General features: G+C 45.5%; 10 protein-coding genes. 9 read left to right on the top strand and 1 reads right to left on the bottom strand.

The genetic code is table 11. The annotated features are described in order from the left end of the window. Positions 1 to 62: 62 nt before the first annotated feature. Positions 63 to 455, bottom strand: a complete 393-nt coding sequence (locus GFS24_RS04475) for a response regulator (RefSeq protein WP_074238692.1) — start codon at positions 453 to 455, stop codon at positions 63 to 65. 900 nt (positions 456 to 1,355) lie between these two features. Between GFS24_RS04475 and GFS24_RS04470 the strand changes: the two genes are divergently transcribed. From GFS24_RS04470 to GFS24_RS04430, 9 genes are all read left to right on the top strand, one after another. Next, a complete protein-coding gene (locus tag GFS24_RS04470) occupies positions 1,356 to 3,551 on the top strand; it encodes an AAA family ATPase (protein WP_153658363.1) in 2,196 nt (731 codons plus the stop codon). A gap of 3 nt (positions 3,552 to 3,554) precedes the next feature. Beyond that, positions 3,555 to 4,652: an acyltransferase gene (locus GFS24_RS04465; protein ID WP_153658362.1), complete on the top strand. Its 1,098-nt coding sequence runs from the start codon at positions 3,555 to 3,557 to the stop codon at positions 4,650 to 4,652. 116 nt (positions 4,653 to 4,768) lie between these two features. After that, positions 4,769 to 6,196, top strand: coding sequence for an O-antigen ligase family protein (locus GFS24_RS04460; protein WP_153658361.1), 1,428 nt, complete (start codon positions 4,769 to 4,771; stop codon positions 6,194 to 6,196). Between the two features lie 10 nt (positions 6,197 to 6,206). Beyond that, positions 6,207 to 6,932 carry a TolC family protein gene (locus tag GFS24_RS04455; RefSeq protein WP_153658360.1) on the top strand — a complete coding sequence of 242 codons (726 nt, stop codon included), beginning with the start codon at positions 6,207 to 6,209 and terminating at the stop codon, positions 6,930 to 6,932. Positions 6,933 to 6,960: 28 nt separating this feature from the next. Beyond that, on the top strand, positions 6,961 to 7,758 hold the full coding sequence (locus GFS24_RS04450) for a hypothetical protein (RefSeq protein WP_153658359.1): 798 nt from the start codon (positions 6,961 to 6,963) through the stop codon (positions 7,756 to 7,758). After that, on the top strand, positions 7,755 to 8,327 hold the full coding sequence (locus GFS24_RS04445; protein WP_153658358.1) for a gluconate 2-dehydrogenase subunit 3 family protein: 573 nt from the start codon (positions 7,755 to 7,757) through the stop codon (positions 8,325 to 8,327). Before GFS24_RS04450 ends, GFS24_RS04445 begins: the two co-directional genes overlap by 4 nt. A 22-nt stretch (positions 8,328 to 8,349) precedes the next feature. Further along, positions 8,350 to 9,534: a glycosyltransferase family 2 protein gene (locus GFS24_RS04440; RefSeq protein WP_153658357.1), complete on the top strand. Its 1,185-nt coding sequence runs from the start codon at positions 8,350 to 8,352 to the stop codon at positions 9,532 to 9,534. Continuing rightward, positions 9,531 to 10,679 (top strand): acyltransferase family protein, encoded by a 1,149-nt coding sequence (locus GFS24_RS04435; protein ID WP_153658356.1) that lies wholly within the window; start codon positions 9,531 to 9,533, stop codon positions 10,677 to 10,679. Before GFS24_RS04440 ends, GFS24_RS04435 begins: the two co-directional genes overlap by 4 nt. A 277-nt stretch (positions 10,680 to 10,956) precedes the next feature. Continuing rightward, positions 10,957 to 17,751, top strand: coding sequence for a fibronectin type III domain-containing protein (locus GFS24_RS04430; protein ID WP_153658355.1), 6,795 nt, complete (start codon positions 10,957 to 10,959; stop codon positions 17,749 to 17,751). The last annotated feature ends 25 nt before the right edge of the window (positions 17,752 to 17,776 follow it).

Genomic DNA, 17,776 nt, shown 5'->3' with positions numbered 1-17,776 from the left:
AAACGCTAGGTGTAGTCGTTGAATTCATAAAAATCACAATTGTATTCAGGGGTCAAATAAAATCAGGGCATTACAGGAACCAGCTTCTTGCTGATAATTCCTTCAACTTTCTCCATCAATTCAACAGGATCAAATGGTTTGCGCATAACTTCATGCACGTTGCTATATAATTCAGTAATAGATTCGGTACGGTCATTCATGCTACCACTGAGTACAACTACCGGGATGTCTTTGTAAAGGTGGCTGTCTGCCAGGTAATCCAGCAATTCCCATCCGTTTACATTTGGCATAGCCAGGTCCGTTATGATCACATCTGCCATATTTCCTTTGGACAACCAGGCCATTGCAGCCAGACCGTCTTGTGCGGAAACCACATTATATTCTTTACGGAACATTGCCTCTAACAAGTACCTTATCGGCATACTATCATCTATAATTAAAATTCTCTGTTTCATTTTACCTTCTTTTTTGCTTTTTACAATGTTTTTTGGCTTTTTGATCAATAACTAAACTGATCTGGAGCACAGAAGGCTTTTGATGGATAAGGTCGAGTTTAAATTTAAACGTTGTAGTTTTCCAGAGGAGGATGGTGAGATTAGAATATGGGTTACCAAATGGCTATAGCAAACTTACAATATAATTTTCAAAGTCTAATATGAAGAACTGAATATTATTTCGTCTCATTCTTCTTAACGGATGTAAAATTAGTGCGAGAATTATACATTCACAATTTTAATTGGTGAAGGGAGGTTTTTTCTCAGTAAACGCATCAAAATCCCACTTTAATGGTTTTTCTAAGTCGGTTTTAACCCCAAAATGGAGGTTTAGGGTCCTTAAAGGAGAGAATAGCGGTTTTGGACAACCTCCTTTCCTATATATTATGGTGTATCCCCCGCCCGACCCCTCAAATACCAATATTTATTGATATAGGGTCCCCCATACGCTTCGTAAATCATTGCGTTTACCAATAATTTCCCTCCATTCACCCAAATAAATTATGCGGATTGAAATTTGCGTTCTACTTTTGCGACGAATCGGATACATTTATATATCAATTGAAATGAATGGTTATTTCCATTCCCCCCAATTAGTTCCGATTCAAACTTCTGTATTTCTAACCTGATCCTCTGGCAAAACCTGCATACAAAATAGGTTGTACTGCATTATCTACTAAATTATGGGTTTGTTCTCTTCCTTTATTCTGACAAAGCACACAACCAGCTTTATCGGTTATAGGGGCGTAGCACAAAGGTCTGAAATGTTAGCCCAGGTTATTTTGTTTTGCAAAACAGGAAATGATCCGGTGAAAACCGGTTTTTTTAAGGATTTATGATTGATAAAAATAAATAATTGATATGGATGTAATATATTTTGTGAAAGCGTTATTAAAAAAGAAGTGGTGGATCATTCTCAGCACCCTGCTTGCACTCGTGGCAGCCTTCTTTTTTACTATGGGAAGAGCAAAACTATATGTTTCCAGCGCACAGATCTCTACAGGTTTTACAATAAAAGACCAGATCACCCTTCGCGATGAAAATGTAAACCTCTATGAGGCCGATGTGAAGTTTGAAAACACCATTCAAACACTCAATTCACCACTCGTGATCAGCCTGCTCTCCTACTCCCTGCTCATTCATGACCTTACCAGCAATAAGCCTTTCAGAACCCTGAATGAAAAGGAACTGAAATCACCGGAATACCTGCAGTTCAATAAAGAAGAAGGGCTGCGCATCTGCCGCCAGAAACTGGATTCCATCCAGATGCTTACTTCCTACAAACCGGAAGAACGCAAACTGCTGGAATATATGAAGCTCTGCAAGTACGATAACGAGGGTATCACCAAAACGTTAAAGGTGAACAGGCTGCCCAGAACGGATTATATAGATATCTCCTACGGTTCTGAAAATCCCGAACAGTCTGCCTTTGTAGTGAACACACTTTACCAGGAATTCATCCGCTATTACAGGAGCCTGCGTTCTGAACGCGGCGTGGAAAACGTGGAAACTTTTGAAGAACTGGTGAATAAAAAGAAAATAGAACTGGATGCAAAAGTAGAAGCACTCCGCTCCTACAAATCATCTGAAGGCATATTGAATGTGGAAGCCGCCAGCGGTACGGAAATGGGATTGATCAGCCAGCTGGAAAAAGCACTGCTGGATGAAAGAGGGAATGTGAATATCATGCAGGCCAACCTGAATAATATCACCGCTCAGATAGCCGCGGCCGGCCAGGGCAAAACCACCTTTAATAATAGCGGGAACAATGAAATAGTAAGCCTGCGTAAACAGATCAATCAGTTAAATGATGAGTATCTCCGCACCGGCAGTACCGATGAAGTGATCGCAGAAAAGGTGAAAGCACTCCGCAAACAATTGTCCGCCCTCTTATCCACTACCTCTACCCCGGTACCCGGCACCACCGTGAGCAAAGATCAGCTGTTGCAGAACAAAGCTACCGTTGAATCTGATATCTCAGCCGCCAAACTGAACATCGCCAACCTGGAAAAGAAGATCAACTCCCTGAAATACTCCGTAGGTTCTTATGCCAATAAAGAAGCCACGGTAAGTACCTTGCAACAGGAAGTAGAACTGGCACAGGATGAATATAATAAACTGAAAGAGAAACTGAACTCTGCCATTGATAACCGAAGTGTACCCGTGGATAATTTCAGGCAAACCCTGAAAGGGCAGCCTGCCTTTAAACCGGAATCTTCCAAACGCATGGTGATCATGGGTATGGTAGGTATTGCCGTGTGTATGTTAACTACACTGGGCATCCTCTTTAAAGAGTTCTTTGACTCTTCTATTAAATCGCCTTCCAACTTCCTGAAGAATGTGAACCTGAAACTGATTGCCACCATCAATCATGCGGACCTGAACAAGTACAGCATCCTGGAGGTGTTGCAGAAGAGGATCGAGGATAAAAAAGCCGTTGTAAAAAGGCAGAACAGCTTCCGCGAGTTCCTGCGCAAGCTGCGTTTTGAAATTGAGAACAGTGGTAAATCCATCTTCCTCTTTACCAGCCCGGAATCCCAGCAGGGAAAAACAACACTGGTACAGGCAGTGGCGTACAGCCTCAGTTTAAGCAACAAACGGGTGCTGGTAATAGATACCAACTTCTGTAACAACGACCTTACGGTGCAACTGGAAGCAAAACCTACACTGGAAACATTCTCTATTGCACCCAATGAATTCAGTATTGAAAAAGTAAGGGAGATCGTAACTACCTACAGCATTGAGAATATTGAAGTGATAGGCTGTAAAGGTGGCGACTATACGCCTACAGAGATCCTGCCTAAAAATCACCTGCTGAACTATCTGCCGCAGCTGAAGGAATATTATGATTTCATCCTGTTTGAAGGTGCGCCACTGAACGAATACACGGACAGTAAAGAACTGGAAAAATATGCAGAAGGTGTGATAGCGGTATTCTCTTCCAAAGCCTCTATAAAACAAACGGATAAAGAATCAATTGAGTTCCTGCAGGGTTTAGGTGATAAATTCCTGGGAGCTGTATTGAATAATATTAACGATGACTATCTGGAACTGTAGTAAATGTCTGAGCAACCGTCCATAAAATCCCTATCACTGTCCGGCGCATTGAAATTTATTTTCACTTTCCGCCCTGGTACATCCCGGAAATATGCCTGGGTGGACTATGCGAAAGGCATTGCGATCATATTTGTTACGTATAGGCATGTGATATATGGTTTATTATACAATGGCGTCCCCGTTACGGACACGCTGATGAACGCCAATGAAATGTTGTATGGGTTCCGGATGCCCATGTTCTTTTTCCTGTCCGGCCTTTTCTTTGCATCCAGCCTGCACAGGCGGGGCGGCAAGAACTTTATGATCTCAAAGATCAACACACTTTTATATCCGTATCTGCTATGGTGCTTTATACAGTTAACATTGCAGATCTGTTTTTCCGAATACACAAATTCTAAAAAGGGAGTGGAAAATTACCTGGACATATTGATACATCCGCGGAGCATGCTGCAACTATGGTATTTATTTGCCTTGTTCAATGTGACCGCTTTGTACCTGGTTGTGGACCGGCTGTTTAAATTCACCCCCTGGATGCAGTTGCTGCTGGGCTTTGTATTACTATCCCTCAAAGGACTGGCGGGAGACATCAGCACCTTGTCCGATGTGGCGGTGTTCTATGTTTATTTTGCCCTCGGCCACATTGCAACGCCGTACTTCTTTAAGGATAGCGTGCAGGAGCAACTCTCCTCCCCCCTTAAGGTATTATTGCTGCTTCCCGTATTCTTACTTGTACAGTATTACTGTATGAAGAATGCCACCATGAGCATTTATCTCTTTTCTACATTTGCTTTGCTGGGCGGGCTGGTAGTGATCATGATCTCCTTTGTACTGGCTAAGTACCAGAAGCTGGGTTTCCTCCAGGTATTAGGGCACTATTCATTATATATCTATCTTATTCATGTGGGTGTTGTATTCCTGTTACGCAACATCATTTTAAAGACCGGGATCGAGATCAGAACATCCGTGTTCACATTTTTCCTGATAGCAGCCGGGATCTTCTTCTCCATTATTATTTACAGGGTATGCCTGCTGCTGAAACTTAATTTCATCTTCCAGGGTCCCATTAAGGAAGTACCCCGGAGGCAAATCAGCGCATCATGAAAAAAGTAAAAGAAAAGAAAGTAGTGAGTGAACAACTGCATGAAACCCTGCTGGTGGTTTTTGCAGCCGTAATAATATTCATGTTACTGTTCAAAACGATGTTCCTGTAATAAAACATGCAACTGAGCAAAAAAAATATTAACCGGTATTTCTTAAATCTGCTCTGGATCTTATTGATCCCGGCTATTGCTTTTGTGGGCGCACAGGATGTGAAAATGGGCGCCATACTGGTAGTAGCTATCCTTGGCGCAGCTACCTGCCTGGTTTGCATCCTCAATTACCGGATGGGCTTCTATATTTACATGACGGTTTCCCTCATGCTGCCTTTATTTGAAAGGATGGCCGGAACGGAACTGCCCATGGGCTTTGTGATGGACGGGCTTTTGGCCTGCTCACTGATGGGCTGTTTTTTCAAAGGCGGTGATCCCTCCACGAAGAAGGTGGATTTCTTTAAAGATCCGCTGCTCATATCCATCTACGCCTACCTCTTATTACTGGTACTGGAAATAGCCAACCCTTACGGATTTAATGTTACGGGATGGTTCATCTTTATCCGCGTAACCATGCGGAACCTCCTGTTCCTTTACCTGGGCCTCCATGTGTTCAACAGCATGAAGGATGTGCATGTTTTCTTCAAATACTGGCTGGTAATGGGTACGCTGGCAGCTGTATATGCCTGCATGCAGCAATGGATGGGCCTCATGCCTTACGAAAGGGCATTTATGGCCAAGTATCCCAAAATGTTCAATACCACCATCATCATCAGTGGCATACGGATCTTCTCCTTTATGGCAGATGCGGCCTCTTTTGGTATCATTATGGCCTGCAATATCGTGATCATCATGATCATGCTAACGGCCAAGATGGCTGTCATCAACCTGCCCAAAAAGATCGCACTGATCCTGTCCGTCCTATTCCATTTCCTGGCGCTGGGTTATTCCGGTACACGTACCGGGTATGTAATGGTGCCGCTGGGTTTGATGTTATTTTTCATTGCCAACCTGCAGAAAAAGAATACCATCCTCATTGCTATTGCTTTTGGGTTCGCTGCCATCGTGATCTTATTCGGGCCTTTCCACAGTAACCCCACGATTGTGCGGGTAAGGACTGCCTTCCTGGGAAAACAGGATGAGTCCGTGAACGTGCGGGACAGGAACCGGGCAAAAGCCCAGCCCTACATCTACTCCCACCCTTTTGGCGGTGGTTTGATGACCACAGGTGGTAATGCACTGATCTTCCATCCGGGGCACCCCATGGCCAACCTGCAAACGGATAATGGATACCTGCGGGCCGTACTGGAAACAGGATGGCTGGGTATTCTATTCATGGGCGCCAACTTCGTGATCCTGATCATGGTGGCTATCGGAAATTTCTTCCGGGTAAAAAGTGAGCTGGACAAATTAATAATGATCAGTATTGCTGCGGCCGTATTGGAGATAGCCCTGGCGCAGTATGCCCAGGATGCTTCCACACTTGTAGAGAGCGCTATCATGCTGAATGCATTCACCGCAATTGTTATAAAAATTAAATACTTATACACTTAAAATCTAGCACATGAAACGTATTTCCTTAGTCGTTCTTGCTTTGTTCCTGGGTCTTGCTACGCAGGCACAGGTGGTGAAACCAGACACCAGCGTTTTGTTAAAACTCCCCCCGGATGCAGCCAGAATAGCGCGTTTTAAAGAAAAACTCGTGGAACTGGCATTGAAACATCCGGACATGCAACAGTATGCTGATAAAAAACTGATCAATAAATATGAATTGAACAGCACCGGCGCCCAATGGCTGAACCATTTCAGTGCCGCAGGTAACCTGAATGAGTTTACGATCAAAGGAAACAGCAGTGGCACCCAGAATAATACTTTCTACCCACGTTACAACTTTGGGGTATTATTACCTATCGGTAACCTGATCAAGATCCCTAATGATGTTAAACGGGTAAGAACTGAAAGAAAAGTACTGGAAAAACAGGAAGCATCAGATGCACTGAGCATCAAAGCCACTGTGTTACAGTTGTATGAAGAATATGCTGCCAACAAACAATTGTTTGAACTGCATATGCCACTGGTAGAAGATGCCCTGCTCAACTACACACAGGCGGAAGAGAAATTCCGCGCCGGAGACGAAACCGTTTCCATAGAGCTTTACAAAGAAGCTTACCGCGCTTACAATGGAGAAATGGCTAAAAAGATCCAGCTTGAAAAAGAATTACGTCAATCCAAACTGAAGCTGGAAGAAATGGTTGGAACAACTTTGGAACAAGTGTTGCTGCAGATATAGTTTTCATCGTTCACACAACACGGTCACTATGTTGAAAATGATCTCTTTTGTCTGTTTTATGCTGGTGGTGGGTCAGGTGAATGCGCAGTATGAGCCCATGCGTAAAATAGACGTTAAGATAAGTCCATGGCAAACAAGGCAGGCACTTATCTATACACCAACACCTACTGTAGCCGGCGAACGCTTTCCTTTACTGATAGCTTTTCACGGGAGAAGTGTGGCAGGAAAGGACCTTAGCATTATCTACAAGGAAGGCGTGCCCAAGCAAATGAAAGAAGGAAAGATCATTGAAGCGGTAAATAAAGTGGATGGTAAATTATACAAGTTCATCGTACTGGCACCCATGGCGCAAAGCTGGTCTTTTGCACCACAGGATGTAGGGCCGATGCTGGATGATGTGATCAAAAGATACCCGGTGGACACTACGCGTATCTACCTCTCCGGGTACAGCGCCGGTGGCTGGTCTGTAGAAGCAGCCAAAACACATTCGCCGGAACTGGCCAACAGGATAGCAGCATGTATCACCATGTCTCCCGCCAACCTGGATCCGGATTATCTGAAAAGGTTCAAACTGGTAGCGGATGCCGATATCCACACCTGGTATTTTGTAGGTTCCAAAGATGATTATTTCCGTGAGAACGTGAAACGTTTCATGGACAGTACGATAAAGTATAAGAAAGGTTTGGTGAAACTGACCATGTACCCGGGCGCGCATTGCTGCTGGTCTTCTTTCCTCACACCCAAATACAAAGAGAACAATATGAACGTGTACGAATGGCTGTTGCAGTATAAAAAAACATACCCCGTAAAATCCAAAGCAAGATGAACCGGAGAAAAGCGATACGGAACATTTTCCTGTTCGGCGGCGCCGGTGCTGCCGCTGTAGGTGGTTTCAATTACTACCGCTTTTATAAAACGCCTGACCTGAGCAGCCTGGACGGGCATAAAAAACTGATCGAAGAATTATCAGAGATCATCATCCCGGAAACGGATACACCCGGTGCCAGATCTGCAGGTGTAGCCCCCATCATTATCACGCTGGTAAAAGATTGCACCAACCGGAAAGCGCAGAACAGGTTCCTCTATGGCCTGGATGATGTGGAAGACTATGCCCGGAGCAAATACGGGAAGTCTTTTGCAGATTGCGATAAAGCCGCCAAAATAGCCATCACCGGTCATTTTGAACAGCGGGACCGGCCTTATGCAGGGATCAAAGGAAAGATCTCCCGCAGGCTGATAGGCGATTCCTTTTTTATTACCCTGAAGAAATATACCCTGCTGGGGTATGGTACTTCCATGAAGGGTGCCACCATGGGGATGGCTTACGACTATATTCCCGGTCAGTATAACGGCATTGTGCCGCTCCGCCCCGGTCAGAAATGCTGGGCCACCTGATCACTCTAAACATTACGCTTACATGATATTGCTCTACATACTATTTTACATCAGTTTTTTTATTCTCTTCTACAACTATATAGGGTACGGCATCCTGCTGTACATCCTGATAAAGATCAAGAGACTGATCAAAAAGCCCCTGGAACCGGATGCTGCATTTGAGCCGGCCGTTACCTTACTCGTTGCCGCGTATAACGAGGAAGATCATATTCGCGAGAAGATAGCCAACACCCTGGCACTGGATTATCCCGCAGATAAATGTGAGTTCATATTTGTTACAGATGGTTCTACAGACGGTACCATGGATATCATCCGGCAGGAGCCCCGCATCCGCCTGCTGCATATACCGGACCGTAATGGAAAAACGGCTGCCATTAACAGGGCTATGCTTTTTGTGCAAACACCCGTGGTGATCTTTTGCGACGCCAATACCATGCTCAACACAGCAGCCATCCACAATATTGTAAAACATTATGCAGATGAAAATACCGGTGGTGTGGCAGGAGAAAAGAAAGTGATCAGCAAGGACAAAGGAGATGCCGCTTCCACAGAAGGTATTTACTGGAAGTATGAATCTTTCCTGAAAAAACTGGATGCGGAATTGTATTCCGTAGTAGGTGCAGCAGGTGAATTATTCTCTATCCGTACCGTGCTGTTTCAACCCGTGGAAGAAGATGTTATACTGGACGATTTTATTATTTCCCTGCGCATCAACCAGAAAGGATACCGCATTGCCTATGCGCCGGATGCCTACGCCATGGAAGAACCTTCCTTCTCTATCGAAGAGGAACACAAACGCAAAGTAAGGATCAGTGCCGGCGGTTTTCAATCCATTGTGATGTTAAAAGCGTTATTGAATTTCTTCAAATACCCCGTACTTTCTTTCCAGTACATCTCACACCGCGTATTGCGGTGGACGCTCAGTCCGCTTAGCATGCCCATTCTGCTGCTCAGCAACATCCTCCTGGTAGTGATCACCGGCAGCCTGTTCTACAGCGCCATCCTCGCCGCTCAGCTGGTATTCTACACTGTTGCCTTTATCGGTTACCAACAGGCGAAGCAACATATCAAATCCAAATTCTTCTATATCCCTTTCTACTTTGTTTTTATGAATGCAGCCGTGTACCAGGGTTTCTCCCGCTACCTGCAAAAGAAACAATCTGCTGCCTGGGATAGATCTAAACGCAGTAAAACGATCACAGCATGACACTCCAACAGGATAACAGGATCTACGGACTGGATGCATTACGCGCAGTAGCCATGCTGTTGGGCGTGCTGCTCCATACTATCATTGCTTATAAAGTAAATGTGAACCCCTCCTGGCCATCAGATAATTCGCTGCACAGTTATTTCTTCGACGGCACTTATTATTTCATCCATTCTTTCAGGATGCAGTTGTTCTTTGTGGTAGCTGGTTTTTTTGCGCGGATGGTATATCTCAAGATCGGCCAGCAGGCATTTATCAAAGCGCGGTTTAAACGCATCGCTATACCGTTCATTGGCAGTCTTATATTTATCCTGCCGCTGAGCATTGCGCCTTTTCTTTATTACAAATATTATATCGCGGATGCATTGCCACCTGCAGAAGCCTGGGCGGCCTTCCGCCACCAGTTCTTCCGCTGGAATGGTATGGCGCACCTCTGGTTCCTATATTACCTGCTGTTCTTTTACGGGGCTATGCTGGTGATCCTGCATAAACGCGTGCAGCAGCTGGTACCTGCTTTCCTTAAAAAAGGCATGCTCAATATGGCCTCCCTGCCGCATATACTGGTAGTGGGTGGTGTGCTGGGCGTTATCCAGCTGCTCTTTTTTGCGGAGCCGCTGGTGGAAGTTTCCAACGGCATCATCCCCAAAGTATCCCATCTGCTCTATTACGGCTTCTTTTTTGCCATTGGCGTGCTGGTTAATAAGAATGCCGCGCAGTTAAAACAGATCCCGCAACGCACCTGGTTATACCTTTCTGTGGGTTTGCTGCTGGCGGTAGCCCTGTTCTATATAATAGTGCTGCAAAAAGACCAGACCCATCCTGTTGGCTTGTGGGCGTTGAAACTGGGGGTAGCTATGCAGACCACTTTCCTCACATTTGGGATCATGGGCTTCTTTCTGCGGTACATGAACCAGGAAAGCCGCACTTTCCGGTATATTTCGGATGCCTCCTACTGGTTGTACCTGGTGCACCTGATCATGGTATCCAGCCTCCAGGTGCTGTTCCTTTATACGAACATACCGGGCGTGTTACGTATTATACTTATATTATCCATTACCTCCGGGGTTTCCCTGCTTACTTACCAGTGGTTCATCCGGTACACCTTTATAGGGAATGTGTTACATGGGCCCCGGAAAAGGGGATAATTTTTTGCAGTAATGGACTTAAACCATCCATTTACCAGCAAAATCCCGCATTTCACCAAAAAGTAACAAGTAGTTATATTAATTCGCTATAAATTGCAGCATATTCTTATAGGTATTTAACCTTTTCCTATCTAAAAGCCTCTAACGCGCAGTGAATGGCGCGAATATTTTAAACCCCATCCTCCGAAAAACTTCACTGAAACCGAACAGCCTTGCACGCTATTATACTGGCATGCAGATATGTTCACACTTAACACGTTAGAGCAATCTCATATATATGAAACAATTTTACTACCTACTGTTCATGGTGTTCCTCTTTTTAGGAGCAACCCCCGTTAGCGCTCAGGTGCTAGACCCCAATGATCCTGTAGTTACTTACAATGCCGCTACTCCTCCAACGGAGCCACAGTGGGGCAGCGTAGGTAAATGGGTAAGGACTGTCCGTGTTGGATGGACTTCTACCTCCTACAAAGCCTACATCTACAAAGGCCTGGCATTCAGGCTGAAGTTCCCTAAGAACTATGATCCCACCCGGGCTAAAAAATACCCGGTGCTCATATTTTTCCACGGGCTCGGTGAGAAAGGCACTATCTACGATAATGAATACCAGTTGCTCCATGGCGGCCAAACCGCTATGAACGCAGTTGATAACGGTAAATTTGATGGCTTCCTGCTGTATCCTCAGAATCAGTCAGGATATTATGGTGCTACCCAATACGACCTTATCAATGAACTGATCAATAACTTCTTCGTACCACAGATCAATGTGGACATTAATAAGATCACCTGCCACGGTCTTTCTGCAGGTGGTACCGCTACCTGGGATTTCCTGCTCAGATTTCCTAAGCTGGTAGCAGGTGCTGGTCCTATCAGTGCTGCTGCAGGTGCTACTGCTAATAGCATTAATGTTTTTAAATACACTCCTATCTGGTGGTTCCAGGGTAATGATGATACCAACCCTCCGAAAAGTGTTGCACAGGGTGTATTCGATCAGGCCAAAGCCGCAGGTGCTAATATGAAGCTCTCCATCTATCCCGGCGGTCACGGCATCTGGGACGTAGCATGGGGCGAAGCAGACTTCTTCCCTTATATGGAAAGAGCGCATAAAGCCAATCCATGGCCTTTAACCGGTAGAACTGAGTTCTGTCCGGGCGATCCTGTTGCTTTAACACTTGGATTAACCGCCGGTTTTGACGGTTACGAATGGCGTAAAGATGGCGTGCTGATCCCAGGCGCTACCGGCAATACAGTTAATATCACTGCACTCGGTACTTATGATGCCCGCATCAAACGCGGTTCTGTTTGGTCTGAATGGTCTCCTATTCCTTTAGTGATCAAACTGAAAGGTGCTACTGTACCGCCAGCTATCACGCAAGCCAGCCTGCAAAGCAAGGTACTCCCTGCTCCTGATGCACTGAACAAGGTTACTTTACAAGTGCCTAACACTTATGCATCTTACCTCTGGAAGAAAACTACAGATGGCGTTACTTTAAGTACTGCCAATACACTGGATGCTACCACACCTGGTTTGTATACCGTTAAGGTACAGGAACAGTTCGGTTGCTCCAGCGACTTCTCTACACCTTTTGAAGTGATCGCTGCAAATGGTCCTAATAAACCAGACGCTGCTACCGGCCTTACCGCTACAGATCTCTCCAAAACTTCCATCCAGCTGAACTGGGTAGATAAACCTAACCCGGCTTACAACGAAACCGGTTACGAAGTTTACCGCGCCAATACACCAGGTGGTGCTTACACCCTCCTGGCTATCACTGCGCCTAACGTAGTAACTTATACCAGCACCGGCCTCATTGCCAATACGAACTATTACTATATCGTAAGAGCAGTGAACAACACCGGCGCCGCTGCCAACAGTAATGAAGCCACTGCTAAAACGCAGGTGGACAATATACCGCCTACCGCTCCGGGTAACCTGGTGGTAACAGCTTCTTCCCAAAATCAGATCAGCCTGAAATGGGATGCTGCTACAGATGAAGTAGGTATAAACAAATATGATATCTATATCAATGGCCTGAAATCTTACACCATTGATGGTACTAAGCTCACCTTTGATGCTTTGAACCTTACTGCAGGCCAGTTATATGTTTTCACTGTAAAAGCCAGGGATATTGCCGGCAACGTTTCTCCTGCCAGTAACCAAACCAGCGCTTATGCCAGCCTGAAAGGTCTGAAATACAAGTTATACCAGGGAGATTGGAACAACCTCCCCAACTTCGCTACCCTTACGCCGGTTAAACAAGGTATCCAACCCGTGGTGGACATTACTACCATCGGTGCACCGGAAGATTACTTCGGCGTACTGTGGGAAGGTTTTATCAGGATCCCTGTAGCCGGTAACTACACATTCGAAACAGCTTCCGATGATGGCAGCAAACTGTACATCGGTACTTATAGTCATACTGCCACTGCGCTCGTGAGTAACGATGCCCTGCAAGGCACTACTACCAAATCAGGTACTAAAAACTTCCCTACTGCCGGTATCTATCCTATTGCCATCACTTACTTTGAAAAGAATGGCGGCCAGGAAATGAAAGTATACTGGAGGAACACAGCAAATGGCGTGGGCAGCACCCACCAGCTCATCCCTGCTGAATTCTTCGTGGAAAGTGTACCGCCAACGGTTACTATAGCTGCACCAACGAACATCGTTGCCACTGCTGCATCTTATAATAAGATCAACCTCACCTGGACAGATAACAGTAATAACGAAACTGGTTTCGAAATTTACCGTTCTACTTCCCGCACAGGTACTTATAGCATTGTGAAAACAGTAGGCGCTAACGTGACTACTGCTTCAGACAGCGCACTCAACCCGCTCACTACTTACTTCTATAAAGTGAGAGCGGTGAACGACCTTGGTAACTCCGGTTATCATGCAACGGTTGATGGTGGTTTAACGTATGATTACTACGAACCATCCACTGTTACCAGCCTGCCGAACTTCAACAGCCTCACACCAGTGAGATCCGGTACGATCACTACCGTTTCCCTGAGCATCTCACCTGCTCCAAGGTCAGACAGGTATGCGATGAAATTTGCTGGTTATATTACCATTCCAACTACCGGTAACTATACTTTCTACACCCGTTCCAACGATGGTAGCAGACTGTATATCGGCGGCTTCACAGCAACAGATATCGTAGTTGAAAATGATGGCACCCGTTCTTCTGCTACAGAAAAAAGCGGTACCAAATCTTTAACTGCCGGTACTTACCCGATCTACGTTACCTATTTTGAAAATACAGGTAGCTCAGAACTGTCTGCAAGCTGGGCTGGTCCTGGTATCAGCAAACAGGCCATCCCTGCCACCCGTTTCCTTGATACAAGGAACCAGGCTGCTACACTGGCATTGCCAACAGCACCTGCTGCAGCTACCAACGTAGTAGCTACTGCTAATTCTACTTCTAAGATCACGCTTACCTGGAACGATAACGCTAATAACGAATCATTATATCAGGTATACCGTTCTATCGGAGATAACACTGCCTTCCTGTTGCTGGCAACTTTAGATGCCAATGCTACTGCACAAGGCAGCTTCACAGATACTGCCCTCTTCGCCAACACTAAATATTACTATAAAGTGCGTGCGAAGAATGATGGTGGTTTCGGTAACTACTCTCCTGAAGCAAACACCACCACATTGAACTCAGTACCGGTAGTATCACCTATCGCTAACCGTTCTATGCGTTTTGGCACACAATTATCTATCCCTGTTACTTACTCAGATGCAGATGGTGAAGCGGTAACGCTGAGCACTACCAACCTGCCTGCCTTCGGTTCTTTAACTGATAATGGCAATGGTACTGCGACCTTAGTGTTCAATCCTTCTGCTACTGACCTCGGTACATTTGCAGGAATTGAAATAAAAGCAACAGATGGCCACAGCGGCGTAGGTACAAAAACATTCACCTTATCCGTGAATGATAACTACCCACCTGTACTGAACGCTATCTCAAACGTTACCTTAGCTGAGAATTCTTCTCTGCAGGTAAACCTGTCCGGTGCAGATCAGAATGGTGCAGATGTGATCTCCTGGTCTGCCAGCGGATTACCATCCTTTGCTACCTTCACACCTAATGGCAACACCGCACAAATTCAGCTGACCGCTACTTACCTGGATGCAGGTACTTATCCGGTGACTGTTACAATTAATGATGGTCACGATGGTATTGATACCAAAACGTTCAACATTGTTGTAAGTGATGTGAATCCAAGCAAGGTTGTTTTCGTGAACTTCAACGATGGTAGTGCAAACACTGCTGGTACAGGATATTGGAACAACACCAATAAACCTCCGTTCCAGAACGATGTATTCGCTAACCTGAAAGATTCTACCCTCACGGCTACTTCTATCAGCCTCACCATCATGACCAGGTGGCAGGATGTTAGCGGATTCAATACTTCCGGTGCTGTTACCAACAATAACTCCGGTGTATATCCTGATAACGTAATGCGCTCTGCATACTTCAGCAATGCCGGTGTGAAACAAACCCTCAAGGTTTCTGGCCTTACCGGTGGTGCAGACGTGAAATACAACTTCACCTTCTTCGGCAGCCGCGGTAGTGTGAGTGATAACCGTACTTCCATCTATACTATCAATGGTGCTTCTGTAGCATTGAACGCTGCAAGCAACACCACCAACACGGTTAAATTAACCAATGTGGTGCCTGATGCCAACGGCGAAGTATTACTGGATATCAACAGCGCTCCTGGTGCTTCCTTCTCTTACCTCAATGCGATGGTGATAGAAGCTTCATTTGAACCACAAACACCTCCATCCAAACCAACCAACATTACAGCAGAAGCTGTGAGCGCTGGTGCTAAAGTTGGCTGGAAAGATGTTGCCTTCAATGAAACGTCTTACCAGGTGTTCCGTGGCACATCATTAGCCGGTCCGTTCACACAACTGACCACTCCGGCCAATAACGCCAACACCAATACCTTTACAGATCAAACCACACTGGCAGGTACACAATACTACTTTGCAGTGAGAGCTATCAATAGCTATGGTGCATCTGCTTTCTCTGATACCGTAGGTGTTGTTACCACTAACAAGAACCCGGTACTGGCTGCAATCAGCAACGTTTCCATGAAAGCTGATTCAGTGATCAACCTGGCCCTGGCCGCTACAGATGACCCAACAGACGTGATCACACTGTCTGCTACCGGTCTCCCTGCATTCGTTACCCTCACAGATAACGGTAGTGGTAATGGTGTACTGAAGATCACACCTAACAACAGCCAGGTAGGTACTTACAATAATGTGTCTGTTACAGCATCAGACGATAAAGGCGGCAGTACTACCCGTACTTTCACCATCGTGGTGCAGGACAAAACACTGACTTCTATCTTTGTAGACTTTAATGAAGTGAACCCAGCGCCTGCGCCATGGAACAGCTTCAACAAATATCCACAAGCCGGTGCCAGCTTAACCAACCTGTTAAGCCAGGATGGTACCGCTACCGGTTACACTGTTACACTGATAGATCAGTTAGCTGGTTCTAACGCAGTGGGTGCTATCACAGGCAGCAACACAGGTGTTTATCCTGACGTTGTAATGCAAACTGCTTACTTCGAACAAGCTGCTGATGCTAAACGTATCAGGATCTCCGGCCTGCAACTGAACAAGAAGTTCAACCTTGTGTTCTTCGGCAGCCGTGGTGATGTATCTGACAACAGAACTACTGAGTACACCGTTGGTGCGCAAACAGTAACCCTGAATGCAGCCGGTAACACACAAAATGTTGCCAAGATCAATGGTCTCTCTCCAAATGCAAGCGGTGAGATAGAGTTCACCATCAAACGTGGTGCATCTTCTCCTTACGCTTATATCAATTCACTGGTGATCCAGTCTTATGAAGATAATGGTCTGCCATTAGCGCCTACCAGCCTGAAAGCAACCGGTAAATCAAGGACTAAGATCACGCTGAACTGGATGGATAACGCCAGCACTGAAACAGGTTATGAGATCTTCAAATCTGCTACCGTTAACGGTACTTATACCCTGCTCACTACAGTAGGTGCAAATGTTACCACTTATGATGATAACACTCCGCCAGCAGGCAGCAGCTTCTTCTACAAAGTAAGAGCAGCAGTTGGTTCAGTTAAATCAGAATACAGTAACATTGCCCAGGGCGCTACTTATTCTTACAGCACGTACATCAACGTAAACCGTGATCTTCCTGCAGGTGCACCATGGAACAACACCAACAATGCACCGTTTGAAGGAGATTCTTACGGACCGTTCCTGAACGATCAGACCAACAACTCCGGTATCGGCTTCACAATTGTTCAGAACTTCAGTGGAGACAATCCATTCGGTATGAACACCGGCAACAACTCCGGTATCTATCCTGACAATGTGATCAGCAGCTCATGGTGGTGCGACATTGGTGTAACTGCCAAGATGAAGTTCACCGGTCTGAACCAGTCTCAGAATTATACTTTCGTATTCTTCGGTAGCCGTGATGGCGCTGGTAACCGTACTTCCAACTACACCATCAATGGTAAATACGTATCCCTCAATGCAGCATTCAACACATCGAATACTGTACAACTGGAAAACGTGAAACCGGATGAAAATGGAGAGGTGATCCTGGAAGTTAGCCTGGGTGCAGGTTCTACTTACGCATATCTCGGTTCTGTAGTGATCCATGGTTATGCAGCAACAGGTGGCGAGCCTACCGGTGCTGATGCTCCAACCAATTTAAGGATTGCAGAAGCCGGTGGTTTGGTAACGAACGATTTCGGTAAAGCTGCGCCTGAAGTAAGGGTGGAAAAACTGGAGATCGTGAAAGCTTATCCAAATCCATTTGCTTCTAACCTCTACGTAACGGTTCATAATTACGGTTCTACTAAACGTCTCTTCGCAAGGATCTACGACATGTCCGGCAAACTGGTACTGAACAATGTACTGGGAGACTTTGGAAACGGTAACTATAACGTTAAGATAGATGCTTCCAACATTCAGAACTTACCAGCAGGCATCTACGTTCTGCAAGTACTGGATGAAAAGAACCAGGGTAAATCGATCAAGATCATAAAACAATAACAATAGAATTTATCCGTAAAAAGCC

Source organism: Chitinophaga sp. SYP-B3965 (assembly GCF_009647655.1).
Lineage (GTDB): Bacteria > Bacteroidota > Bacteroidia > Chitinophagales > Chitinophagaceae > Chitinophaga.
The sequence above is the reverse complement of the archived record's forward strand: the minus strand, read 5'-3'. Positions and strand labels throughout refer to the sequence as shown.